The organism is Microbacterium foliorum (assembly GCF_006385575.1).
Classification (GTDB): Bacteria; Actinomycetota; Actinomycetes; order Actinomycetales; family Microbacteriaceae; genus Microbacterium; species Microbacterium foliorum_B.
Map to the genome: position 1 here is coordinate 2,883,205 of NZ_CP041040.1, position 23,528 is coordinate 2,906,732.

Sequence of the window (23,528 nt, forward strand, 5' to 3'; positions counted from 1 at the left end):
CGACACAAGTCGTCTACCTGTCGACACTCGCCGCGCATTCCGCGTTCTAGCATCGAAGTGTTAGGGCATGCTTACCTAACTTCTCGCCGCGCGGACGCGGCATACCCCTCCCCCTTTCTCTGAAGGAGAATCATGACGCACGCTTCTGCGCGCCCGGAGACCCGGCGAGGTGCGGCGCTCGTCGCCGCAGCCCTCGCCGCGGCGCTCACCCTCGCCGGATGCTCGGCATCAGCCGACGCCGAAGGATCCGCCACCGCATCGGTGGACGGCGTGGTCATCGAGCACGCTCACGGTGAGACCGTCATCCCCGAGAAGCCGCAGCGCATCGTCACTCTGGGATGGATGACGCCCGACATCGTCGCCGCCCTCGGTACGAATCCGGTGGGCATGGAAGAGGTCTGGGGCGCGGACGAGAGCGGATACCAGCCCTGGTTCGAGGATTTCGTCACCGAGGAGTACGGCGAGACGCCCGAGATCATCCCCTTCACCGAGGACGGCCCCAACTACGAGGCGATCAAGGAGCTCAAGCCCGACCTCATCCTGAGCCTCTACTCGGGGGTCACCGACGTCGAGTACGAGCGTCTGACCGAGATCGCTCCGACCGTGCCCTACATCGAGCGGGCCTGGGACCCGAGCACGTGGGAGGACATGACCCGCACGATCGGCAAGGCGATGTCGGAAGACGAGAAGGCCGAGGAGCTGATCTCCGAGACCGAGGAGATGATCACCTCGCTCGCCGATGAGCACCCCGAGTTCGACGACAAGACGTTCGTCTGGGGCCTGACCCTGAACGAGGGCGGAACAGACCTCGGCGTCTACCTCGAGTACGACCCGCGTGTGCGCATCACCGAGGCTCTCGGGTTCACCTCGACGTCGGCGATGGACAGCTTCCTGGCGAGCGCTGAGGGAGACAACTGGTACACCGGCGTCAGCCTCGAGAGGCTCTACGACGTGCAGGCCGACCTGTTCGCAGCCTGGGGCGGCAGCGCCGCCGAGGGCGAGTACACGGTGGAGAACAAGGTCGTCTCCCGCTGGGAGCCCATCGAAGCGGGTTCGTACGTGATCTACGCCGACGATGCCGAGGCCTCCGCGATCAGCGCGCCGACCGTGCTGTCGCTGAAGTACATCCTGCCGAAGTACGTCGACGATCTCGCAGCCGCGCTGCAGGGCGAGCCGACCATCGCAGGCGAGTGACCGGAGAGATGTCCCTGGCGACGGAAGACGGCACGGACGTCTCGAACGCGGGCGCGGGGAGTCGTGCTGACGACTCCCCGCGTCGCACCGGCGCGTTGGCGGGTGGACTGGTCATCGCGGTGATCGTGCTGGCCGCCGCCGCCATCGCCTCGCTCGCGGTCGGCAATCGGGCGATCGGGCCTGCGATCGTCCTCCAGGCGCTCTTTGCCCACGACGACGAGAACCCCCTGCACCTGATGGTCAGGGAGCTGCGGGTGCCGCGCACCCTGCTCGGCATCGTCGTCGGCGCGGCCCTCGCCGTCTGCGGCGGGCTGATCCAGGCGTTCACACGCAACCCGCTGGCCGACCCCGGCATCCTCGGAGTCAATGCCGGCGCCTCGTTCGCCGTCACCTTCGCCGTGGGCGTGCTCGGGCTCACTGCACCCGGCGCCTATGTGCCGTTCGCCCTGCTCGGTGCGTTCGTGCTCACCGTGCTCGTCTACACGCTCGGCTCGTTCGGTCGATCCGGGGCGACGCCCATGAAGCTGACCCTCGCCGGAGTCGCGCTCGGCGCGGCCTTCACGGGCTTCACGACGGCGATCGTGCTGCGCGACCTCGGCACTCTGCAGGTCATGCGCTTCTGGGGGGTCGGATCCATCGGCGGCCGCACCCTCGACCAGCTCGCCTGGGCCGCACCGCTGATCGCTGTCGGCCTCGTCATCGGGCTGCTGTGCGCGCGTTCACTGAACGCCCTGGCACTGGGCGACGATCTGGCCCAATCGCTCGGAGCACGCGTGCGAGTCACGAGAGTGCTGGTCATCATCGCCGTCACCGTCCTCGCCGGCACGAGCGTCGCAGCCGCCGGCCCCATCGCGTTCGTCGGATTGATGATCCCGCACGTCGTGCGCTGGTTCACCGGGCCGGATCAGCGCTGGGTGCTGACCTACTCGATGGTCATCGGCCCGACCTTCCTGCTGGCGGCCGACATCCTCGGGCGCATCGTGCTGCCCAGCGGAGAGCTGCGCGTGGGCATCGTCACGGCACTCCTCGGAGCGCCGATCCTCATCGTCCTGGTGCGGCGCAGGCGGGTGAGCGGACTGTGAGCGTCGATCAGCGCCCCCTCGACCGGGCCGCCACCGACCGACGAACCTCCGAGTTCACGCCCGTCGACCACGGACGCCGGCTGCTGCGCATCGACACCGCGCGCATCGCCGCGCTCATCCCGGTGCGCTCGCTCGTCGTGTGCGCGGTGCTCGTCATCGTGATCGTCGCGGCCGGTCTCGCGTCGATGACCATCGGCGCCTACGAGGTCGACTTCCCCTCGGTCATCCGCGCGATCGTCGACCCGGCATCCGACCCCGACATCCGTCAGGTGGTGTTCGAGTGGCGGTTGCCCCGCGTGCTGTTCGCTGTGCTGTGCGGCGCCGCCCTCGCGCTCGCCGGCGGCATCTTCCAATCGCTCACCCGCAATCCGCTCGGCTCCCCCGACATCATCGGCTTCGGTGTCGGCGCCCAGTTCGGCGTGACGCTGATGATGGTCGTGCTCGAGCTGAACACCTACATGTTCAAAGCGGTCGGCGCACTCGTCGGCGGCCTGTTCACCGCCCTGCTCGTCTACGTGCTCGCCAGCAAGAACACCCTGTCGTCTTTCCGGCTCATCATCGTGGGAATCGGCGTCTCGGCAGGGCTCGGCTCCCTGACCTCGTGGATCCTGATCTCGGTCAGCGTCGAGAAGGCCATGATGGCGGCGACGTGGGGAGCGGGCTCGCTCGCGTCGCTCGGCTTCGATCAGCTCATCCCCGCCGCGATCGTCTTCGCCGTCGTCACGCTGGCATCCCTTCCCCTGAACCGCACCCTGCCGGTGCTCGAGATGGGCGACGACGCGGCGACCGCACTCGGGGTGAGTCCCGGGCGCACGAGGCTCGGCGCGATGGTGTTCGGAGTGGCGCTGGTGGCCCTCGTCACCGCGGCCGCCGGCCCCATCTCGTTCATCGCCCTCGCCGCCCCGCAGATCTCGCAACGACTCACCCGCTCGAACACCCCGATGGGCACCGCTCCGGTGATGCTGACCGGCGCCGCGCTCGTGGTGGTGTCGGATGCCGTCGCCCAGCTCGTCGCCGTGCCGGTGGGCGTGGTGACCGTGTCGGTGGGCGGCCTCTACCTCGCCTGGCTGCTCGCCGCTCAGTACGCGCGCCGCACCTGAAAGGACCCCGATGACCACCTCTCTCCTGGCCCGTGACATCACCCTGAGCTACGGCGACACCCCCATCGTCTCGGGGTTGTCGCTGCAGGTTCCGGACGACTCGTTCACGATCATCATCGGCCCGAACGCGTGCGGCAAGTCGACTCTCCTGCGCGGATTCGCGCGGCTGTTGCGCCCGAGCACCGGCGCCGTGCTGCTCGACGGCGCCGAACTGCGCACGCTCAAGCCGAAGGAGGCCGCGCGCCGGCTCGGGCTGCTGCCCCAGTCGTCGATCGCGCCGGACGGCATCACGGTCGCCGACCTCGTGGGGCGCGGGCGGTTCCCGCATCAGAGCGCCCTGCGCACCTGGAGCACTGCCGACGAGCGAGCGGTGTCGGAGGCGATGGCGGCGACCGGGGTCACCGACCTCTCGCGCCGACTCGTCGACGAACTCTCGGGCGGTCAGCGCCAGCGGGTCTGGGTCGCGATGGCCCTCGCACAGCAGACGAAGCACCTGCTGCTCGATGAGCCGACGACCTTCCTCGACATCGCGCACCAGATCGACCTGATGGAGCTGTTCGCCGACCTGCACCGCAGCGGCACGACCCTGGTCGCGGTGCTGCACGACCTCAACCATGCCGCGCGCTATGCGACGCATCTCGTGGCCATGCGTGACGGCGAGATCGTGGCGCAGGGCGATCCGCGCGAGATCATCACCGCCGAACTCGTCGAGGCCGTGTACGACCTGCCCTGCCGCGTGATCACCGATCCGGTCGCCGGAACACCGCTCGTGCTGCCACTCGGACGACGCACGCCATGACGGTCACTCCCCGAAGGCTCTTCGCGATCGCGCTCACCTCGCAGGGCCGAGGACTCACGCTGACCGCGGCGACGACGCTGCTCGTGGTCCATTCCCTCGCCGAGGCCACGATCCCGGTGCTGATCGGCGCCACGATCGACCGCGCCGTGCTGCCGTCCGATCCCCTGGCGCTCGCGCTCTGGCTCGGCGTGCTGGCCGGCACCTTCCTGGTGCTGACCGCGAGCTACCAGGCGGCCGCCCGCCTGATGGTCGGCGTGTACGGATACGGCGAGCAGGCGCTCCGGCACCTCACCCTGTCGCGGATGCTGCGCCCCCGCCTCTCTCGACGAGCAGTGACTCCGGGCGAGGCGCTGACCTTCGTCACCTCCGACACGTATCGGGTCGCCGGGGTCGCCTGGTCGGTCGCTCAGCAGTGCGCGACGATCGCTGCGATCATCGGCGCAGCGCTGGCCATGCTGGTGATCTCGCCGATCGCGACGCTCGTCGTCTTCGCATCGACCGTCGCGATGATGGGGGTGATGCGGATGGTCTCCCGTCCGCTCGAGCGTCGGGGCTCGGTGGAGCAGCATGCGGCGACCGAGGCTGGCGCCGTCGCCGCCGACTTCATGGCGGGATTCCGCGTGCTCGTCGGCATCGGAGCCCGCGAGGAGGCTGTGCGGCGCCATGTCGCGGCCAGCGACACGAGTCGGATCGCCGCGACTGCGGCCGGGCGATCGCTCGCCTCATACGAGGCCGTCAGCTCCCTGCTCGCCGCGGTGGCCACCACCGCGCTCGCGGGGCTGTCGGCCTGGTTCGCCGCCGAGGGTCAGATCAGCATCGGCGAGCTGGTGACCGTGCTCGGTCTCGCGCAGTTCCTCAGCGGATCCCTCGCCCACGCCGGGTCGTTCCCGTCGAACTGGATCCACAAGCTCGCCTCGGCAAAACGCCTTGCCGAGATGATCAATGCCGACGACCTGCTCGACGCACCGTCGGCGGCACCGCCGCTCGACGGTGAGCGCGAGGTCGTGAACCGAGCCGCGAACGGGGTCGCACTGGCGTTCCGACCTGGCCCCGAAGGGTCCGAGCGCATCGAGGTGCGCACGGGCGAACTGCTCGGCATCCGCCCCTCCGACAGCGACACGGCGCGTGCTCTCTCGCGCCTGCTCGGCCTGCGGATCCCACCCGAGCGGGGCAGGGTCTCGGTCTCTGTCGACGGCACGCTGCGCGATCTGAGGGACCTGGATGCCGCGGACTACCGTCGACATGTCGTCGCGCTGCCGCACCGCCACACGATCACCACCGGCACGCTGCGTGAGGCCGTGCGCGGGCAGGGAGCCGCCGACGATCCGCAGCCCGACCTCATCGGGGCGGCTGCGCTGCGCGACACGATCGCCGAGGCCGGCGGGTGGCACGCGCAGGTCGGCGAGTCGGGCAGACGACTCTCGGGTGGTCAGCGTCAGCGCATCGGGATCGCACGGGCACTGCACACCGACGCCGCAGTCGTGGTGCTCGATGAGCCGACGTCGGCCGTCGATGCGATCACCGAGGCGCACATCGCTCGAGCCCTCTCACAGCTCGACCGGACGACCATCGTGATCAGCACCTCGCCGACTCTGCTCGCCGCCTGCGACCGGGTCGTCGACCTTTCGGATGAAGGATCGGAAGCCCGCCATGACTGACGCTCAGACCCCGCTGCTTCCGATCGCGACCGGCGCCAGGGTGCTCATTGTCATCAGGATGCTGCTGCGCCGGCACCGACGGCGATCGGTGGGCACAGCGCTGCTCTTCCTCGCGGCATCCGCTCTGGGCGTGGTGCTGCCCGCGTGCCTCGGCCGGATCGTCGACGCCGTCTCGACCGATGCCGGCATCGCGGTCGTCGTCGGCTGGGTGGCCGGCGCGGGTGCCGGGGCGATCGCCGCCGCGCTGGTGATGCTGTGGGCCGCGCGCGTGCTGACGGGGCTGGTGCAGGATGTGCTGGCCGATCTGCGCGAAGACGTGTTCGCGTCGGCGATGCGCCTGCCGGTGAGCACGGTCGACGACGGAGAGACCGCCGATCTGCTCTCCCGGGTCACGGGTGACGTCGACGCGGTGGCCGAGGCCGGCGGCGATGTCGTGCCGGTGCTGCTGTCGGCGGGCTTCGCCATCGGAGTCTCCCTGGTCGCCCTGACCGCGCTCGATCCATGGCTCGCCCTCGCGGGGATCGCGAGCGTGCCGTTCTATCTGCTCGGCACCCGGGCGTTCCTGCGACGCTCACGTGTGGTGTTCCGCGAGGTTCGGGTGCGCGAGGCAGCGCGCAGTCAGGCCGTGCTCGAGGCCGTGGAGGGCATCGAGACCCTGACCGCACTCAACGAGCAGGACCACGCACTGCAGCGCGTCAGCACGCGGGCGGAGGATTCGATCCGCACGCAGATCGAGGGCGTGCGTGTGCGCAACCGTCTCTTCCGCTGGCTCAACGGCGGAGAGCTGGTCGGTCTGGGGGCGATCCTCGCCGCCGGGTTCGTGCTGCAGGCGAACGGCGCGATCACCGTCGGCATGGTCACGACGGCCGCCCTGCTGTTCCACCGGCTGTTCGATCCGGTCGGCCAGCTCATCTTCGGCCTCGACGACATCCAACGGGCGGCGATCGGACTCGCACGACTCGTCGGCGTGATCGACCTGGCGCCCGGGAAGTCGGGGTCGGGATCCGATGCCGGCGCGCTTCCTGCGTCGTCCGTGGGGGTCGACCTGCACGACGTCGGCTATCGATACCCGACGACGGGGCGAGGCGTCAGCGGAGTCACACTGCGCATCGAACCGGGTACGACCACCGCGCTCGTCGGATCATCGGGGTCAGGCAAGAGCACGCTCGCCCGGGTCATCGCCGGACACCACCCGCCGACCTCCGGCCACGTGCGCTTCGAGCCTCAGGCGACGACTCCCTACTACGTGTCGCAGGAGCTGCATCAGTTCCGCGGCACGATCGCCGACAACCTGCGCCTCGTCGCGCCCGATGCGGGTCACGATGAGATGGTCGCCGTGCTGGTGGCGGTCGGAGCCGAGTGGGCGCTCGCGTCTCTGACATCCGCCGATGAGGGTGCGCCTCTCGATGAAGGACGCATCCAGCAGCTGGCGATCGCGCGGGCGCTGCTCGCAGACCCTGCCGTGGTGATCCTCGACGAGGCGACGGCCGATGTCGGACTGCACCATCGTGACGCCGTCGAGGACGCGATCAGAGTGCTGAGCCGGGATCGCACGACCGTGCTGATCGCGCATCGCCTCGAACCGGTGTCGACCGCCGAGCAGATCGTCGCCTTCGCCGACGGTCGTGCGGTCCAGCGCGGAACCCACGATGAGCTGCTCGTGACCGACGGGCTGTACCGCAGCTTCTGGCTCGCGCAGTCGGGGGGCAAGGCCAGTTCTCGCAGAACCATGCCCGCCCCAGCCGGAGCATGTTCACCCACCTCCGACAGCGCGACCCTCGATCAAGTTGCGAGTGAAGCGGAGGACGTCGTCTCGCAATAGCGGGTACGCACCGTCGAGTGGCTGCTCACCCTCGGCGATCTCGAACAAGCGCTCGAGTGTGCTCTGCACGAGTTGCTCCGGCCTGCGTGCCCCCCACGTCTGCATCTCCGCTACCAGGTCGGCTCGGGTGACTTCCGAGTGTTGGTATTTCTTGTTGACCGCCAGCGCCATCTTCCCGTCTGAATCGCGGTGGTGCGCCATGGGCACCACGTCATACGCGGGCGCGAGCGTCACATCTCCGGAGGCCGGGTGAAGCAGTCCCAAGTTCTTCGTGTGCATGTCGAGGTTGCCGACCGCCACGGCGAGTGTCGTCATCTGAGCGAGCTTGTCGATGTCACTGGTGGTCGCGTATCGGTAGAGGGTGTCTGCGACGCGGCGCAAGCTCACGACGCCGCCGATCTCCTGGTACTTCTGGTTGCCGGCTGCGCCGAGCGCTTGGTTGAAGTCTTCTTGGTGCACTCGCAATCCGTGAGCGCGATCGAACCGCTCGATCACCAGTGCGGGCAGTCCGTCGAACTCCTCGATTCGGGTGTCGAAACTTGCGAGGTCCAGGCGGCGAGCGAGGCGGGCACCATACTCTTCGTCGAAGATGACCGTCGGCTTCTTCTCGATCTGTGGCTTGAGGATGTGAGTGGATGGGTATCCGCCGAGGGCCTGATGCCAGGCATCACTGGCCCACGCGAGGACGATCTTGGGCTGCACGCCCCCGAGCGACGATTTCCCTGCGCCCGGCGCGTTAGCCAGCGGCGCGCCGAGCGGATCTTGAAGAAGCTCCCGAATTCGGCGTGCGTCCACCGGGAGGATGTCTGGCGTTCGCGGCTCTGCAGGGTCATCCACGTCCCAGATCTGCAGGGCGCCGGCGACATCGCGACCATACCTGGCCAAGAAAGATGGCACGTCGCCACGTCGTATCTTGCTCTGCGCGAGCATGTAGTCGAGCTGGTCACCCTCTGGCAACAGTTCGGCGAACCAATTTCGACGGCGCCCCGCGTGCTGACGCGGACCCGCCTTCGTCAGGGGCATGAGAACGGAGAGAACCCGACTATTCACGCCGAAGGCTGCGCTTGCTTCGTCTGTCGCGACGAAGTCGAACGTCCGGGCATCCTCCCCCTCCAGGTGACCGATGTTCACGCCGTAGAGATCCAAGGCGAGCTTCATTCGGCACTCCCGTCGTCCCACTTCGCGCTGAGCTCGACTCCTGTGGCTCGAAGCATGTCGAAGACCTTGCGCATGTAGATCGTCGGTTTTCCCGATTCGATCTCACTCACGGAGCGCTGCGAGATACCGAGCTCTTGGGCTAGAGCGCTCTGCGAGAGACCGTGTGCGAGTCTCGCTTGCTGGAGAGCGAGGCCGATGTCTCCAGGCGATCGAAGTGTCGTGATCTGAGTACCCACGCGACGAACCTCCTATTACATTTTCCGGATACCGTCAGTCTATTACGATTTCCGGATAAGGCAAGGAGATTACGTTTTCGTAATAGGTGGGTCTCGGTCGGCGATGCCAGGATGGTGACATGGCATTCGGGATGGCCCGTGACGTGCTGCGCCCCACGGACACTCCGCGCGCGGATCGAGTGACTTATGTCGAGCTGTTCTTCGACCTCCTGTTCGTCCTCGCGTTGACGCAGCTGTCCGCCTACCTCTATGAGAACCAGACGCCTCTGGGCGCCTTCGAGGGGGTCATCATGGTGTGCGCACTGTGGTGGGCGTGGGTGTCGACCACCTGGGTGACCAACTGGCTCGACCCCGTGAAGCTCCCCGTGCGCGCGGCGGTGATCGCGCTGGCCTTCGTGGCGCTCGTGATGAGCGTCTCGATCGCTGAGGCGTTCGGCGAGCGTGCATGGGCCTTCGCGATCGCCTACGTGGTCTTCCAGGTCGGGCGCACGGTCTTCATCGTGTGGGCGACAGCACGTCACGACCCGCGGGTGGCCCGCGACTTCTCGCTCATCCTGTGCTGGACGGTCGCCGGTGGCGGGTTATGGATCGTCGGCGCACTCCTGCCCCTCGGATGGCAGCTGCCGCTGTGGGCCGCAGCGCTGGCACTCGAGCTGCTGGGCACCGTGCTCGGTTTTTCGGTCCCCGGATGGGGGAAAGTTCAGCTGCGCTCCTGGGATCTCTCGGGCCCGCACATCGCCGAGCGCACGTCCCTCTTCGTGCTCATCGCGCTGGGCGAAGGCTTGCTGGTCACGGGCTTCGCGTTCGTCGACAAGGAGTCGTCCGTCGCATCCATCGCTGCGATGTCGACGGCGTTCGTGGCTGCAGCGGCGGCCTGGTGGATCTACTTCGATCATGGTGAACGCGTAGGCGCCGAGGCGATAAAGGCGTCGGATGAACCGGCCCGGCTCGCCCGCACCGCCTACACCTGGGTGCATCTTCCGATCATCGCCGGCATCGTCCTGATGAGCGTGGGCGACAAAGAGATGCTCGCGCTTCCCGACCAGCGCGGCCTCGCGGCGACGGTCGTGGTCGTCGGCGCACCGATCCTCTTCCTCGCCGGCACCGCACTGTTCCGTCGCGTGCTCGAAGGGCGCTGGGTGCGAGCTCAGCTCGTCGGGCTGGTGGTTCTCGTCCTGCTCGCCGGTGTCGGGTTCGCAGGTGTCGTCGTCGATGCACTCACGCTGTCGATCACGACCGCGGTCGTTCTCGTCGGTGTCGCGGCCGGCGAGACCGTCGAACGTCTACGTCGCGGTCGCCGCTCGGGGGGCTGACCGCGGACGAGTGCAGGGCGAGCATCCCCGGTCTGCTCGCGAAGCCAGACGGAGGATCGGGCGTTCAGAGCCCGAGCAAGTGGACGCGACGGCGGGAGTCGAACCCGCAACGCCTTCAGGTATGAGCTGAGGCCCGGGACCGCCCGGATCGCCGCGATGGGAATGACGCTACCGGGGTGCGATCAGGAAGGCCAGGATCGTTGCGGGGATTGACAGAGTGAGTCCGCGCATGACGAGGGTCGTCACGCCGCGTCATACGGCCGCGTCCGACGAGCGGTGTAGCGTCTCGAACATGGCAGCCGCAGACAGTCCCGCGACGACCCCGCAGAAGACCCACCGCTACCTCCGTCTCTCGCTGGTGCTGATCGTGTTCACGCTGCTCGTCGCCGTCGCGCTGCAGAGCGTCGTCGTCCTGTGGGAGCCGCTGATGTTCGGCTGGAACCCGCTCGACTCGATCAGCCATGCGGTCTACACCCCGACGCGCGACGTCTTCGTCGGAGCGCTGATCGCGGCATCCGTCGTCCTTCTCGCCCTCTCGGGTCGCAGCCGCGCGACGACTCTGCTCGACGTGTGCGCGGTCTTCGCGCCGCTCATCGCGATCGTCCCGACCGGGCTCGCCGACACTCGTGCGGTCGGCCACATCCCGTGCCCGGTCGCGACGGACTGCATCCCGGCGGGATACGTCGGCAGCGCCAAGGCCGGCATCGCCGTCTACGCCGTGGTGGTGGTGGCCGTGGTGATCACGATGGCCGTGATCCGCCGCCGCACGCGCACCCCGAACCGGGCAGCTGTGCTGGTATCGGCGATCGCGCTCGTCACGGCCACTGTGGTCGCGGCCCTCGCCTTCGCGCCGGCGCTCAACGAGAACTTCCCGTTCAACTTCTGGCCGGTGCAGAGCATCCACTTCGCGGTGACACTGGTGTTCTTCGGAGTGTTCGCGGCGGTGCCGATCCTCTACGCGGGCGGCCCGCTCGACCCCGGTGAGACCCCGCCCACGCCCCGCCAGCGATCGATCTACCGCTGGATCGCGGGACTGCTGATCGCCGACCTCGTGCTGCTCGTGGTAGCGGTGCTCTTCCGCCAGACCTTCGGCGAGACCCCCGTCGTGCTCATCGGCGAGACCGTCGCCCTGATCCTGTTCGGGGCGTTCTGGTGGGTGCAGACGTTCCAGCGGTGGAACGACCCGAACCCGCCCTCGATCATCGCCCGATCGCCCTCAGGGGTGTGAAGGAGCGGGCGCGTCGAGCGCCCGCAGCAGCCGCTCCACCGCCTCCCGCAGCTCAGCACGATGCGGCTCGGGAAACGTCGTCGTGTACTCGACCCCCTCGGGAATCCAGAGCAGCGCGTACATCGCCTCGCGCCAGTCCGAGCCGCCGAACGGCCACCGGGTGCGGCCGTCGCCTTCAGCCGTCGCCCCCTCCGACCACGGCCCGAACAGAGCCTGCATCTCGGGGAACGGCAGCTGCATCACGGCATCCGCCTCGATCTTCTGCGGCGACCACGACGCGGCGATGAGCACGCGCTCCTCGACCTCCTCGGTCGTGATCTCGCGGCGGGTGAACAGCACCCGCGTGTGCTCGACCGAGACGATGCGGTCGACGCGGAAAGTGCGCCAGTCGTCGCGGTCGAGATCCCAGCAGAGAAGGAACCACTTGCGGCCTGACGGCGCCAGAGCGTGCGGCTCGACCCGGCGGACGCTCTCGGCCCCCGCCCCGTCGACGTAGCGCATCCGCAGACGCTCATGGTCGCGGGTCGCCATCGCGATCTCGCCCAGCACGACGGGCGAGACGACCGGGGCGTCGCCGATTCGCGGCGGCTGCACGGCGGCGGCGAGCGCGTTGACCCGCTGGCGCAGCGCAGACGGCAGCACCTGCTCGAGCTTCGCGAGCGCCGTCAGCGTCACCTCGGCACCGCCCACGAGCTGCTGGGTCGCCGCGACCCGGAGACCGATCGCCATGGTCACGGCCTCATCGTCGGTGAGCAGCAGCGGAGGCACCGCGCTGCCGGCCTCGAGGCGGTATCCGCCTGCGGCTCCGGGCGTCGACTCCACGCGGTACCCGAGCTCGCGCAGCCGGTCGACGTCGCGGCGCACCGTGCGCTCGGTGACGCCGAGCCTGCTCGCAAGTTCCGTGCCGGGCCAGTGCCGGTGCGTCTGCAGCAGGTTGAGCAGGGCGAGGGCCCTGGTGGTGGTGTCGGACATGTCTCCAGAATCCCAGACATCGCGGACAGAATCTGTCCTGGTTGCTTCGTACTCTCTGAGCATGTCGAACGAATCCATCATCGAAACCGAAGGCCTGACCAAGGTCTTCACCGCCAAGAAGACGTCGGTCGAAGCGGTCACCGACCTCTCCTTCACCGCGGTGCGCGGCGAGCTCGTCGCGTTCCTCGGCCCGAACGGCGCGGGCAAGTCCACAAGCCTGCGGATGCTGACGACGCTCATCCCGCCGACATCGGGGACCGCCCGCGTCGTCGGCCACGACATCCGCACGGATGCCGCCGGAGTCCGCGCACGCATCGGCTACGTCGGTCAGCTCACGAGCGGCAGCTTCTCGCAGCGGGTGCGCGATGAGCTGCTCAGCCAGGGCGCGTTCTACGGCATGAGTCGGCGCGACAGCATCCGTCGCGCCGACGAGCTGATCGAGTCGCTCGATCTCTCCTCGTTCGCGACCCGCACGGTGCAGCAGCTCAGCGGAGGACAGAAGCGTCGGCTCGACATCGCGCTCGGCCTCATGCACGCGCCGCCTCTGATCTTCTTGGACGAGCCGTCGACCGGGCTCGACCCGCAGAGCCGCGCGAACCTCTGGGAGCACATCCTCGACCTGCGCACCCAGCACGGCACGACCGTCTTCCTCACCACGCACTACCTCGAGGAGGCCGACAGGTATGCCGAGCGAGTGATGGTCATGGACAAGGGCCGCATCATCGCCGACGACGATGCGGCAGCACTCAAGGCGACCCTCGCCGGCGACGTGCTCACCTTCGGCTTCGCGAACGACGCGGATGCGGCGAACGCACGCTCCGTCGTCGCCCGCCTCAGCGCCGCCGAGGTGTCGCTCGACGGCGAATCGCTGTCGCTGGCCGTGCCGGACGGCGACCGACTGCTGCCTGTGATCGTGCGCGAGCTGGATGCCGCCGGCATCCTCGTCCGTCGGGCGACCGGCGTGCCGCCCACGCTCGACGACGTGTTCCTCGCGCTCACCGGGCGCACCCTGCGCGAAGCGGGCGAGGGCAGCGCCGATGCACCCGAATCCGGCGCCGAGACGGGTGTCGAGAACGACAAGACAGGAGTCCTCTCATGACCACCACGACCGACACCCTCGTGCGCGCGAACCTCGTGCGCGACACGAAGAACGTGCTGACCCGCGAGCTCAAGCCAGTGCTGCGCGACCCGTTCACGCTGATCTTCAGCCTGCTGCAGCCGCTCGTGTTCCTGGGCCTGTTCGCGCCGCTGCTGATCGGCGGCTCCGGTCAGCCGGCCGGAGAGACCCTCGCCTGGTTCGTGCCCGGCGTGCTCGTCATGATCGTGCTGTTCGGCACCGGGGCCACCGGCTCGAACCTGCAGTACGAGATGATGACCGGCTCGCACGAGCGCACGCTGGTCGCACCGCTCGCCCGCTCGTCGCTGCTCGTCGGTCGCGCACTCAAGGAGATCGCGCCGATCGTGGTGCAGGCGCTGATCATCGTGCTGATCGCGTGGCCGTTCGGCTTCGCGATCAACGTGCCTGGACTGCTCATCGGGCTCGCGCTGCTCGCGGTCTTCGGCGTGGGCCTCGGCTCGCTGTCGTACTCGCTGGCGCTCGCTACGAAGGACCGCGAGTGGTTGTTCTGGGGAGTGCAGCAGTCGCTGATCTTCCCGCTGCTGATCCTCTCGGGCATGCTGCTGCCGCTCGACGACGGGCCCGACTGGATGCGGGCGGTCGCGTCGGTCAACCCGGTCAACTGGGTCGTGCAGGCCGAACGGGCGCTGTTCGCCGGAGACCTCGGCGACCCGACAGTGCTGTGGGGCTGGGTCTCGGCTCTCGCCGTCGCGGTCGTCGGACTCGTGGTGGGAGTGCGGGCGATCCGTCGCAGCAGCTGATGCGGCAGCGGCTCGATCCGGCGTGATCAGCGCCGGATCGAGTCGTGGAACGGGTTCGGCTCGAGCGTGAAGTCGGTGGTCGCGTCAGCCCAGGTGGCACCATCGCCGGATGTGCGCCCACGGCGCAGCGCGGCGAGCAGCGCCGTCGCGGGCACCCCCACGGCGAGAGCAGCAGTGCCGCCGAGCGTGCGATCCTTCGAGCCGAGCACGCTCGCGCGGTGCCATGCCTCGTGCATCGCTCCGCCTCGCGCTGGGGGCACGAGCTTCGCCGGCAGAGCGCCGGCTCTGCGCAGAGCGACGAGCTGCTCGACATGGTTCCACCAGGTCGACTCGGCCGCCGGGTGGAAGTAGTTGTCTCGCAGCCAGGCGGGGTGCGGATGCCGGAATCGACCGGCCACGACCTCGTTGCGTCCGCCGAGCAGGCCGCTGCCGACGAATACCGTGTTGAGCAGGCTCTTGCTGACGCCGAACGAGTCCAGCGCGATCACGGGCACGCCGAGCGCCACGGCTTCGACGGCCGCGGTCGAGCTGACGGTGACGAGTCCGGCCGCCGTCGAGAGCGCGGCGGCCATCGACGAGTACGAGACCACGAGATTGTCCGGGCGCCGGGCAGGCAGCAGCTCGAGATACGGATCGCGCTCGAGGTGGGTCTCGGACTCCCCCGGACGCGAGCGCAGCTTGACGACGACTCGACGGTTCGGGTCGGCCTCGGCCGCCCTGACGAGGGTCGCGGCGATCTCGGCACGTTCGTCGCGACCGACCGGCACCAGCGCCTGCGCCGCGAACACGATGTCGGTCGCCGGCATACGCACCGCGCTCGGAGCGGCCGGGCGCTCGGCGATGAGGGTGCCGGCCGGGTGGCCCGCGTCGGCCCCGAGCACTCGCGCCCGGTCAGCGGCGAGCATCCGCGATCGGGAACGGGCGAACGGCAGCGTGGCCAGCGCCGTCGGCACCTGCACGCCGATCCGACGGCCCAGCTCGGCGAAGGCTCGTTCCTCGCGATGGGAGTGCACGACGAGCAGGTCGGCGTGGCGGCGGTAGTCCAGGGCGCCGCGCTGCGCGGGGATCGCCATCCCCGGCAGCCCCGCGACGACGACCGGTCGGTGCGAGAGCGTGTCGATCAGGCGTCCCATCAGGCGCACGAACGGCCCTCGCCCGGCGAGCAGGACCACGTCGGGCCGCTGCCCCTCGAGCCACGCGGCCGCCTGAGCGAAACCGATGCGGGTGACGTCGCCCGACAGCATCCCGGTGCCGGCCAGCGCCGTGCGCTGCTGATCGATGCTCGCGGTCAGCGGCGTCTGCACCAGCAGCAGATGCGGACGGATGCCGGGCACACTGCCGAGCAGCGATGCCGACCACTTCACGAAGGAGTCGGCGTCGGCGATCGCGACGACCCGCAGTGCACCCGATCCGATCATGCCGAGATGCGACGCAGCTTCGCCATGGGCGCGCGCTCGCTGTCGAACACGCGCTTGACGCCGTCGCCCAGCGCCATCTCGATCACGCGGATGTCGCGCACGAGGTGCTCGAGGCCGGTGGGCTCGAGGGATGCCGCGTGGTCGGAGCCCCACATCGTGCGATCGAGGGTGATGTGGCGTTCGACCGCGACCGCACCGATCGCGACGGCGGCGAGAGAGATCTGCAGACCCCGCTCGTGGCCCGAGTAGCCGACCGGCACTCCGGGGTAGCGGTCGCGCAGCGTGGCGATCGCGCGGAGGTTGGCCTCTTCGGGCTCGAGCGGGTAGGTCGACGTGGCGTGCATGAGCACGACGCGGTCGGTGCCGAGCGTGGCGAGGGCGCGGTCGATCTGCTCGATCGTCGACATGCCGGTCGAGAGGATGATCGGCTTGCCGGTCTCGCGCAGGGCGACGAGCAGCTCGGTGTCGGTGAGGCTGGCCGAAGCCACCTTGTGGGCCACGACGTTGAGGTCTTCGAGGAAGTCGACGCTGGGCACGTCCCACGGTGAGGCGAACCAGTCGAGACCGAGCATCGTGGCGTGGTCGCCGATGGCGATGTACTCGTCGCGGCCGAACTCGACGCGGCGGCGGTAGTCGAGGTAGCTCATCGTGCCCCACGGCGTCTCACGCGGAACATCGCGCATGTGCTCGGGGGTCGAGATCTCGGGGGTGCGCTTCTGGAACTTCACGGCGTCGGCACCCGCCTTCGCTGCGACGTCGATCAGACGCTTGGCGATGTCGACGTCACCGTTGTGGTTGAGGCCGATCTCCGCGATGACATAGGCGGGGTGGCCGCCGCCGATCACGCGTGAGCCGATGCTGACAGTCATGGTTCCTCCGGTCGTCGAAATGGCCTTCTCCCCTGAGTACGCGCCGAGAGTGAACGCCACACGACAGGAGGGTTACCGGCACCGGTCAGGCGGGCAACACCCGTTCGATCAGCTCCCGGACGGCGCCGTGGCCGCCGCTGCGGCTGAGCACGACACGGGCCGCCTCGAGCACGAGCGGATGCGCGTCGGCCACGGCGACGGGCCAGCCGACGATGCGCAGGGCCGGGAGGTCGTTGACGTCGTTGCCGAGGTACGCGATGTCGGCGAGGGGGATGCCGACCTCCTCCGCCCACCCCCGCAGCGCCGACTCCTTGTCGTCGATGCCGTGCAGAACGGGAACGCGGAGCTTCTCTGCCCGAGCCCGCACGACGGCATTGACCTCGGTCGAGAGGATGAGCATCGGGATGCCGGCACGCCGCAGCAGCGACACCCCCATGCCGTCCTCGCGGCTCACGCGCACGCGTTCGACGCCATCGGCGTCGACTGTGGCGGTGTCGTCGGTGTGCACCCCGTCGAAGTCGGTGACGATCGCTCGCACCGGCACCCGCTCAGGGCTCTCGTGAAGGGCTGCGAGTGCGCGGGCGATGCGGAGCTGCTGCTCGTCGTCGATCTCGATCGCCGTCCACTCCGGCACCTCGGCGATGCGGATGCGACCGAAGAAACGGTGCTTCGCCTCACGGAAGCCGTCCACCCGGAACACATAGAAAGCGCCCGTCTCGAGGAAGTGTGGCTCGCGGTCCTGCCGCCGAGGACGATGCGCGGCGTCGTGGTTGAGTGCGACGGCCGCGTCGGCATCCGTCCGCCCTGCCCCGCTCGTCTGCCGTGGGTCGCCGCGCGACCAGAGGAACCCGTAGGTCTCGTGAGCCGCGAACATGCTGTCGGCCTTGCGCTCGCGCACCTCGCGCACCGCACCGGACAGCGCGTCCCGCGCGATGAACGGCGACGTCGCCTGCAGGAACGCCACCACATCGGCCCGCTCTCCTTCGGCATCGAGCACGTCGAGCGCATGCAGGATCGCGGACTCCGACGAGGCCGTGTCACCGGAGATCTCGGACGGTCGCCGCACGACTCGCGCCCCGGCGGCCTCGCTCACCGCGGCGATCTCGTCGTCATCGGTCGAGACGACCACGAGATCGATGCCGTGGGTCTCCGATGCGGTGCGCACGGCACGTTCGATGAGCGGCACCCCGCCGACGCGCCGCAGGTTCTTGCGCGGCACGCCCTTCGATCCGCCCCGTGCCGGGATGATCGCGACGACCCTGCCTGCGTCCGCCCTCTGCTGTCGCCCGGTCATGTCGCCCGTCCCGTCGCCATCGTCGCCCGTCGTCATTTTCATCGCGCTCATCGCCCTCTGAGCACCCGCCACGCACGTGCGAGTCTGCGCCGCGCTGCGAGCACCGTGAGCCTCGCCTGCTCCACCCGGCCGATGCCGCCCACGGGGCGCAGCGCACGACGCACGGCCGTCTCGCGCGGGGCTCCGGGGAGTCGCAGCTCGGCCAGCCTCTCGGGCGCGAAGTACCGATCTCGGTCAGAGGGGCGGATGCCGGTGAGCAGCTGCTCGGCCCGACCGCGGAGGTGACCGGCGACGACGGGCTGCATGGCGTAGCCGACCGCGTCGATCAGCAGCTGCATGCGCTCGGGCTCGCGATACGGGGAATCTGCGCGGGTCAGCGCATCGACGATCGTCGCCGGCACTCGATTGCTGTTCTCGTACGGGGTCAGCCTCGCGAGCACGGTGCCGGCCCCGACCGCATCGATCTCGCGGCCGAACAGAGCCTGCACGGTCGGCAGAGCGGTCGAGAACCCCGCGATCACGGCTGTCGCATCGAGTCGTTCGGCCAGCACCTCTGCGGCGAGCGCGCCGCGGTACTCGCGGAAGTCGATGCCGTGCGCCCGTGCCCGGTCGCGCAGAGCGTCGCTCAGCCGAGGCGGGGCGGAGGGGTGCGGCTTGAACACGATGTGCTGCGGTCGCCGGCTCGCCGCGCGGTCGATCATCTCCTTCTGCAGCGCGATCTCCTCGACCTCGCTGACCAGGCCGAGAGCCGACAGGTACTGGCCGAGCACGAGCACGGTCGACTCGCCGCCGAGAGCACTCTCGAGCTCAGCCGTGTCGTCCACCGCCGCAGCGGTCTCGGCGAGCACCGCGCGGAACAGGTCGGGCGAGACCGGCACGGGCGTCGCCGTGGGCGAACCCACCAGCGGGGTCACTCCGGGCACCACGTCGACGTGCACGACGCGAGCGATCCGAGCGGTCACCGTGTGCGGCATCCGCACCCGCATGGGCGCGTACGTCATCAGCCCGTCGCCGATGATCGTGAGCCGCGCGTGCGGGAAGAGCAGCATCAGGGTGCGCGCTGGGGCGACCTGCGGGCTCTGCACGAGCAGTTCGAGGTCGCCGGCGTCGATGCCCCAGGCCCTGATCAGCAGTCGGCGCAGCAGCGGCAGGTCAGCGGCGTGGGGCTTCCACGAGCTCGGATGCAGAGGGCCGAGCAGCGCGTCGAGGTCTTCGATGCGATCGAACCTGTCGCGGAGGCTCGCCAGCGCGGGGTCGGAGGCGATGCTCACCGATGTCTCGGGCACTCGCGATGACACGAACGGAACGAGGATCCGCTCACCGTGGTCGCCGAGCAGTCCGCCGTCGAGGGCGCCGGCTGCGGTGGCCAGCCCGTAGGCGCTGTGCACCGCGAAGAGCTGCGTCATGCTGCGAGCCCCAGAGTGCGCAGCAGGGGTGCCAGCACGCGGCGCCGGGGCCCGTCGAGACGCGCCAGCACGGCCGATGCGTCGCCCTCGGGCAGGCGGGCGAGCAGCCCTCGGATGCCGGCCCGCATCTCGCCGCGCAGCGACGGGGTCATCCGTCTCGACCGCACGAGATGACGGGAGGAGAGCGCCATCACGCTCCACACCGCCTTCGGCAGGAACCGGTCGGAATCGGCATCCGCCTCGACGATGTCGAGCACCTCGCCCATCGCGCGCACGAAGTCGAGCTGCCGCCGGTCGCGCACCTGCGTGAGCGATGTCGACACCCCGCGGCGGTAGAGCAGCGCCGGGGCGTCGACCACCGCGAACGATCGGGCCTGCAGGTGCAGCCGCCAGATCCACGGTCGGTCCTCGGCGGTGAAGAGGCCGGGGGTGAAGCCCGCGAGTCCCTGGTCGATCAGGCGACGGTGCATGATGCCGGCCCAGGCGAACGGGTAGTCGACCATGGTCGGCTCGTTGTCGGGAAGGATCGCGTCTCTGGGTGACGCGACCGCCTCCCGCCACGGGTACGGCGCCGGCACGAGGGTGCGCACGCCCGCCTTCACGGTGACGTGGTCGGTGCGGAGGAAGTCGCAGCCGAGTTCTTTGAGTCGCCGTGCCAGCACCGAGAGCCGCTGCGGCTGCATCCAGTCGTCTCCGTCGAGGAAGCAGAACGCGTCGCCCTCGACATGCTCGAGCCCCTGATTGCGGGCGCTCGCCAGGCCCTTCGGCCGGGGGTTGACGATGACCTCGGCGTGCGAGAACCGCTCGGCGTATCGCCGCATCAGTATGCCGGTGTCATCACGAGAGCCGTCGTCGATCGCCACGAGCTTGAGCGAGGAGGGGTCGTCGAACTGCCGCGTCAGCGTCTCGAGCGTCGTGCCGATGTAGGCGCCTGCGTCCTTCGCGGGCAGGATGACGGTGACGAGCGGTGTGCGCACAGAACTCCCCCGGGTCGACGGTCTCGGAATGCTCTCAGGCGCTCCTTGCCGATCGGGGACCGGCGGGTGAACACGCGGTGACGCGATCTGTCGACGCCCCATGCTCACTGCCGGATTCGCACCTCACCCGGCGTTCGGCCACGATGGGAGCATGCTCTGGCCGTTCGGAACCACCTGGCGCCCTGTGCGCCAGAAGCGCCGCACCACGGTCGACCTGCGGTGGCTGAGCGCCCGCACCTGGACGCGCCGCTGGTATCCGCAGGGCATCGACCTCGGTCTCTGGCACGGGCGCCGGACACTCGCCGTGAGCTGGTTCCGTCAGCGGCTCGACGGCCACCATCTGGCGTCTCGGGTCGCGTTCGTCGACCTCGAGCGCTCTCGTCACCTCGACGTGCTGCTCGCGGTCGACGAGGGCGGAGAGCTGCAGCCCGCGCCGATCCATGCCGGCGGCCTCGCCTGGTTCGACGATCGGCTGTTCGTCGCGGCGACCGGGCGCGGCATCTGGGAGTTCGACCTCGCCGACATCCGCCGCGTGCGAGGCGCCGAGGCACGACGCGTCGCCGGTGCGCGCGGACGAGGACTCCGCGCCACGGCGCTCATCGCGGTGCGCACCCGCGTGCATCCGATCGACCTGCGCTGCTCGTACCTCGGTCGCGTGTTCGACGACGACGGCACGCCCCTCAGACGAGTGCTCATCGGCGAATACACGAAGGACGAAAAGGGGCGGATCGCGGAGTTCACGGTGCCCGACTCCGACGACGACGACTTCCGTGAAGAGAGCCGCTTCACGCCCGGCATCACGCAGATGCAGGGCGCGGCGCGCTGGGGCGACCGGCACTTCATCTCGCAGTCCGACGGCATGCGCGCCGGCGCGCTGTGGACCGGCAGCCGCGATGCCCTGGTGCGCGATCGGATGCCGCTTCCGGTCGGCTGCGAGGATCTCGCCCTCGACATCGATGCGAAGCTGCTGTGGTCGCTCGGCGAGCACCCCTGGAAACGTGTCGTGCGCGGCATCCCGTTCCGGGCGCTGAGCCTCGACGGCTGACAGCAGACCCTTCAGCTCACGAACGTAGACTGTTCGGGTGAAGAACCGTGCACCTTTCCTCGTCTACACCGTGCTGCGCCTGCTGGCCTTCCTCGTGCCGCTCGCGATCATGTGGTTCTTCTTCCCGATCTTCCGCGAGTACTGGTGGCTCGCCGCGATCTTCGCCGCCCTCATCGGCGTGAGCATCTCGATGCTGTTCCTGCGCCGACCTCTCACCGACGCCTCGGCCCGGATCGTCGAGCGTCGCTCTGGTCGCAGTTCTGCCGAGCAGGCAGATGCGGATGCCGAAGACGAGGCGATCGCCGGCGAGGCCGGCTCCACCACACGTCGCGAGGACTGACCCGGGTACTCCGGCTCGCCGCGGGCTCAGCCGGCGAGCGCCCAGAAGAACGCACCGGCGTAGAGCAGCGCGGTCAGCGACGTCAGGGCCAGCGCCGTGACCAGCTCCTTCGCCTGACGATAGGTCCACACGATGAGGATGGCCGGGAGTCCGGCGAGCAGCGCGAGCAGGCCGATCCATGCGATCGGGTACAGCAGCGCGATGAGCACGAGGATGCCGAAGGGCACGATCACGAAGAGAGTGAAGAGCACCTGGGTCGCGCGCTTGCCGATCAGCACCGTCAGGGTGCGCTTGCCGACGAGACGATCCTGATCGATGTCGCGCAGGTTGTTGGCGAGCAGCACCGCGCAGGCGAAGAGGCCGGCCGCGATCGCCCCGAGCCAGGCCTGCTGCGGCAGCTCGAAGACCTGCACCCACGTGGTGCCGAGGGTCGCGACGAGTCCGAAGAAGATGAAGACGAACACCTCGCCGAGCGCGTTGTATCCGTAGGGGCGCTTGCCGCCGGTGTAGAACCAGGCGGCGACGATGCAGGCCGCGCCGATCGCCAGCATCCACCACTGCTCGGTGCGGATCACGATGGCGACGCCGACCGCCGCGGCGAGCGCGAAGAACACGAGCGCCGCGCCGAGCACGGTTCGCGGCTTCACTCGGCCGGATGCCGTCAGGCGAGCCGGCCCCACGCGCACGGCATCGGTGCCGCGGATGCCGTCGCTGTAGTCGTTCGCGAAGTTGACGCCGATCTGCAGCAGCACGGCGACCGCGAGGCACGCCAGCGCGATCACCCAGTGGAACTCCGGACCCATGCTGCGTGCGGCGCCGGTGCCGATGACGACGGGTGCGACGGCGAGCGGCAGGGTGCGCAGACGGGCGGCGCCGATCCAGTCGCCGAGGGTCACGGGCCCGGCGTCGATGACGGCCTGGCTCGCGGGATTGCCGCTGGCCCGCTTCGCGGGATTGCCGCTCACACGGGTCTGATTCTTCTTGCGCTTCGAGGATGCTGCCACGCAGGGAATCCTACTGGGGGCGCCGATGTACTCCCCGAGGCGAATCAGGGGTTCGGGTTGCTGTCCTTGCCGTCGAGCCAGAGAGTGTCCGATGCGTCGCCGTGCGCCCCACCCTTGCCGACGTGCTTGTCGCTGATCTTCGGGCCCTTGAGGATCACGTGCACCATCGCCTGCGCGTGACCGTGCCCGAGGCTGTAGTCCTGCTTGAGCCAGTTGAGCACGACGGTCGATTTCGTGGTCTTGTCGAACCCCTGCTCCTTGGCGAGTTCGATGAACTGGCGAGGGGTGAGGCCGGTCTGGGTCTCGACCTTGTCGAGGTATGCCTGGAAGGACATGGATGCTCCTGTGCGTGGTCGTTCAGTCGTCGGAGAGGAAGGTCTGGATGATCGTCGCCGACGCATGGATGCCGATGATGCGCAGCATCCCCTCGCCGACGTTCGTGAAGCAGTGTGGCACGAAGGCCGGGCCTGTCGCGGTGTCGCCTGCGGAGGCGACGATCGTCTCATCGCCGACCGTGATCCCCGCCGTACCTTCGAGCACCACCCACGTCTCGGGGTAGGGGTGCCAGTGCAGGCCCGGCCCCTCGCCGGGCTGATTCTCGACGTAGAAGTACGAGATCGCCGCACCGTGATCCGCGCCGACGAACCTGCGGCTGCGTCCGGTGCCGATGCGGATGTCCGCGGCGGTGACGGCTTCGAGAGCAGATGACGTGGTGTTCATGAGCCCAGTCTCGAC

General features: G+C 69.2%; 23 protein-coding genes and 1 tRNA gene. 12 read left to right on the top strand and 12 right to left on the bottom strand.

Going from position 1 to position 23,528, the window contains the following annotated elements; all coding sequences use genetic code 11:
* Positions 1-132: 132 nt before the first annotated feature.
* The 6 genes from FIV50_RS13950 to FIV50_RS13975 are packed head-to-tail and all read left to right on the top strand — an operon-like array spanning position 133 to position 7,655.
* Positions 133-1,194 (top strand): ABC transporter substrate-binding protein, encoded by a 1,062-nt coding sequence (locus FIV50_RS13950; RefSeq protein ID WP_140037938.1) that lies wholly within the window; start codon positions 133-135, stop codon positions 1,192-1,194.
* A gap of 8 nt (positions 1,195-1,202) precedes the next feature.
* A complete protein-coding gene (locus FIV50_RS13955; RefSeq protein ID WP_140038798.1) occupies positions 1,203-2,276 on the top strand; it encodes a FecCD family ABC transporter permease in 1,074 nt (357 codons plus the stop codon).
* On the top strand, positions 2,273-3,376 hold the full coding sequence (locus FIV50_RS13960; RefSeq protein ID WP_140037939.1) for a FecCD family ABC transporter permease: 1,104 nt from the start codon (positions 2,273-2,275) through the stop codon (positions 3,374-3,376). Before FIV50_RS13955 ends, FIV50_RS13960 begins: the two co-directional genes overlap by 4 nt.
* Before the next feature lie 10 nt (positions 3,377-3,386).
* The gene (locus FIV50_RS13965; RefSeq protein ID WP_140037940.1) at positions 3,387-4,175 is read left to right on the top strand and encodes an ABC transporter ATP-binding protein; all 789 of its coding nucleotides are present in this window, start codon (positions 3,387-3,389) and stop codon (positions 4,173-4,175) included.
* Positions 4,172-5,833, top strand: a complete 1,662-nt coding sequence (locus tag FIV50_RS13970) for an ABC transporter transmembrane domain-containing protein (protein WP_140037941.1) — start codon at positions 4,172-4,174, stop codon at positions 5,831-5,833. Before FIV50_RS13965 ends, FIV50_RS13970 begins: the two co-directional genes overlap by 4 nt.
* A complete protein-coding gene (locus FIV50_RS13975; protein WP_140037942.1) occupies positions 5,826-7,655 on the top strand; it encodes an ABC transporter ATP-binding protein in 1,830 nt (609 codons plus the stop codon). The genes FIV50_RS13970 and FIV50_RS13975 overlap by 8 nt, the downstream gene beginning before the upstream one ends.
* Here FIV50_RS13975 and FIV50_RS13980 read toward each other — a convergent pair.
* Both FIV50_RS13980 and FIV50_RS13985 read right to left on the bottom strand, forming a co-directional pair.
* A complete protein-coding gene (locus FIV50_RS13980) occupies positions 7,587-8,813 on the bottom strand; it encodes a type II toxin-antitoxin system HipA family toxin (protein WP_140037943.1) in 1,227 nt (408 codons plus the stop codon). The two genes, FIV50_RS13975 and FIV50_RS13980, sit on opposite strands and share 69 nt — an antisense overlap.
* Positions 8,810-9,049, bottom strand: a complete 240-nt coding sequence (locus FIV50_RS13985; RefSeq protein ID WP_140037944.1) for a helix-turn-helix domain-containing protein — start codon at positions 9,047-9,049, stop codon at positions 8,810-8,812. The genes FIV50_RS13980 and FIV50_RS13985 overlap by 4 nt, the downstream gene beginning before the upstream one ends.
* Positions 9,050-9,168: 119 nt before the next feature.
* On the opposite strand from FIV50_RS13985, the gene FIV50_RS13990 reads away from it, so the two are divergent.
* Positions 9,169-10,362 carry a low temperature requirement protein A gene (locus FIV50_RS13990; protein ID WP_140037945.1) on the top strand — a complete coding sequence of 398 codons (1,194 nt, stop codon included), beginning with the start codon at positions 9,169-9,171 and terminating at the stop codon, positions 10,360-10,362.
* A gap of 80 nt (positions 10,363-10,442) precedes the next feature.
* On the opposite strand, the gene FIV50_RS17700 is transcribed toward FIV50_RS13990, so the two are convergent.
* Positions 10,443-10,518: transfer RNA gene (locus tag FIV50_RS17700), tRNA-Met, on the bottom strand.
* A gap of 136 nt (positions 10,519-10,654) precedes the next feature.
* On the opposite strand from FIV50_RS17700, the gene FIV50_RS13995 reads away from it, so the two are divergent.
* Positions 10,655-11,590 (top strand): hypothetical protein, encoded by a 936-nt coding sequence (locus FIV50_RS13995; RefSeq protein ID WP_140037946.1) that lies wholly within the window; start codon positions 10,655-10,657, stop codon positions 11,588-11,590.
* Here the strand turns inward: FIV50_RS13995 and FIV50_RS14000 are convergent.
* Complete coding sequence (locus FIV50_RS14000; RefSeq protein ID WP_140037947.1) at positions 11,579-12,562, bottom strand: helix-turn-helix transcriptional regulator; 984 nt, start codon at positions 12,560-12,562, stop codon at positions 11,579-11,581. The genes FIV50_RS13995 and FIV50_RS14000 overlap by 12 nt on opposite strands.
* 61 nt (positions 12,563-12,623) lie before the next feature.
* On the opposite strand from FIV50_RS14000, the gene FIV50_RS14005 reads away from it, so the two are divergent.
* Complete coding sequence (locus FIV50_RS14005; RefSeq protein ID WP_140037948.1) at positions 12,624-13,661, top strand: ATP-binding cassette domain-containing protein; 1,038 nt, start codon at positions 12,624-12,626, stop codon at positions 13,659-13,661.
* A complete protein-coding gene (locus FIV50_RS14010; protein WP_140037949.1) occupies positions 13,658-14,440 on the top strand; it encodes an ABC transporter permease in 783 nt (260 codons plus the stop codon). The genes FIV50_RS14005 and FIV50_RS14010 overlap by 4 nt, the downstream gene beginning before the upstream one ends.
* A 26-nt stretch (positions 14,441-14,466) precedes the next feature.
* Here FIV50_RS14010 and FIV50_RS14015 read toward each other — a convergent pair whose 3' ends face one another.
* The 5 genes from FIV50_RS14015 to FIV50_RS14035 all read right to left on the bottom strand — a co-directional run bounded on the left by FIV50_RS14015 (position 14,467) and on the right by FIV50_RS14035 (position 20,404).
* Entirely contained in the window at positions 14,467-15,858 is a 1,392-nt protein-coding gene (locus FIV50_RS14015) for a DUF6716 putative glycosyltransferase (RefSeq protein ID WP_140037950.1), read from the bottom strand.
* Positions 15,855-16,727 (bottom strand): N-acetylneuraminate synthase family protein, encoded by an 873-nt coding sequence (locus FIV50_RS14020; protein ID WP_140037951.1) that lies wholly within the window; start codon positions 16,725-16,727, stop codon positions 15,855-15,857. The genes FIV50_RS14015 and FIV50_RS14020 overlap by 4 nt, the downstream gene beginning before the upstream one ends.
* A gap of 85 nt (positions 16,728-16,812) precedes the next feature.
* Positions 16,813-18,021: an acylneuraminate cytidylyltransferase gene (locus FIV50_RS14025; RefSeq protein WP_140038799.1), complete on the bottom strand. Its 1,209-nt coding sequence runs from the start codon at positions 18,019-18,021 to the stop codon at positions 16,813-16,815.
* A gap of 47 nt (positions 18,022-18,068) precedes the next feature.
* The gene (locus tag FIV50_RS14030; RefSeq protein ID WP_140037952.1) at positions 18,069-19,427 is read right to left on the bottom strand and encodes a polysialyltransferase family glycosyltransferase; all 1,359 of its coding nucleotides are present in this window, start codon (positions 19,425-19,427) and stop codon (positions 18,069-18,071) included.
* A complete protein-coding gene (locus FIV50_RS14035) occupies positions 19,424-20,404 on the bottom strand; it encodes a glycosyltransferase family 2 protein (protein ID WP_181164229.1) in 981 nt (326 codons plus the stop codon). The genes FIV50_RS14030 and FIV50_RS14035 overlap by 4 nt, the downstream gene beginning before the upstream one ends.
* A 151-nt stretch (positions 20,405-20,555) precedes the next feature.
* Here FIV50_RS14035 and FIV50_RS14040 point away from each other — a divergent pair, with 151 nt between their 5' ends.
* Both FIV50_RS14040 and FIV50_RS14045 read left to right on the top strand, forming a co-directional pair.
* Positions 20,556-21,449: a hypothetical protein gene (locus FIV50_RS14040; protein ID WP_140037954.1), complete on the top strand. Its 894-nt coding sequence runs from the start codon at positions 20,556-20,558 to the stop codon at positions 21,447-21,449.
* Between the two features lie 37 nt (positions 21,450-21,486).
* A complete protein-coding gene (locus tag FIV50_RS14045; protein WP_140037955.1) occupies positions 21,487-21,789 on the top strand; it encodes a DUF4229 domain-containing protein in 303 nt (100 codons plus the stop codon).
* Between the two features lie 26 nt (positions 21,790-21,815).
* Here FIV50_RS14045 and FIV50_RS14050 read toward each other — a convergent pair whose 3' ends face one another.
* The 3 genes from FIV50_RS14050 to FIV50_RS14060 are packed head-to-tail and all read right to left on the bottom strand — an operon-like array spanning position 21,816 to position 23,513.
* Positions 21,816-22,793, bottom strand: a complete 978-nt coding sequence (locus tag FIV50_RS14050; protein ID WP_140037956.1) for a 1,4-dihydroxy-2-naphthoate polyprenyltransferase — start codon at positions 22,791-22,793, stop codon at positions 21,816-21,818.
* 44 nt (positions 22,794-22,837) lie between these two features.
* Positions 22,838-23,128, bottom strand: a complete 291-nt coding sequence (locus FIV50_RS14055; protein WP_140037957.1) for a DUF4287 domain-containing protein — start codon at positions 23,126-23,128, stop codon at positions 22,838-22,840.
* A 22-nt stretch (positions 23,129-23,150) separates the two neighbouring features.
* Positions 23,151-23,513, bottom strand: coding sequence for a cupin domain-containing protein (locus FIV50_RS14060; RefSeq protein ID WP_140037958.1), 363 nt, complete (start codon positions 23,511-23,513; stop codon positions 23,151-23,153).
* Positions 23,514-23,528: the final 15 nt, after the last annotated feature.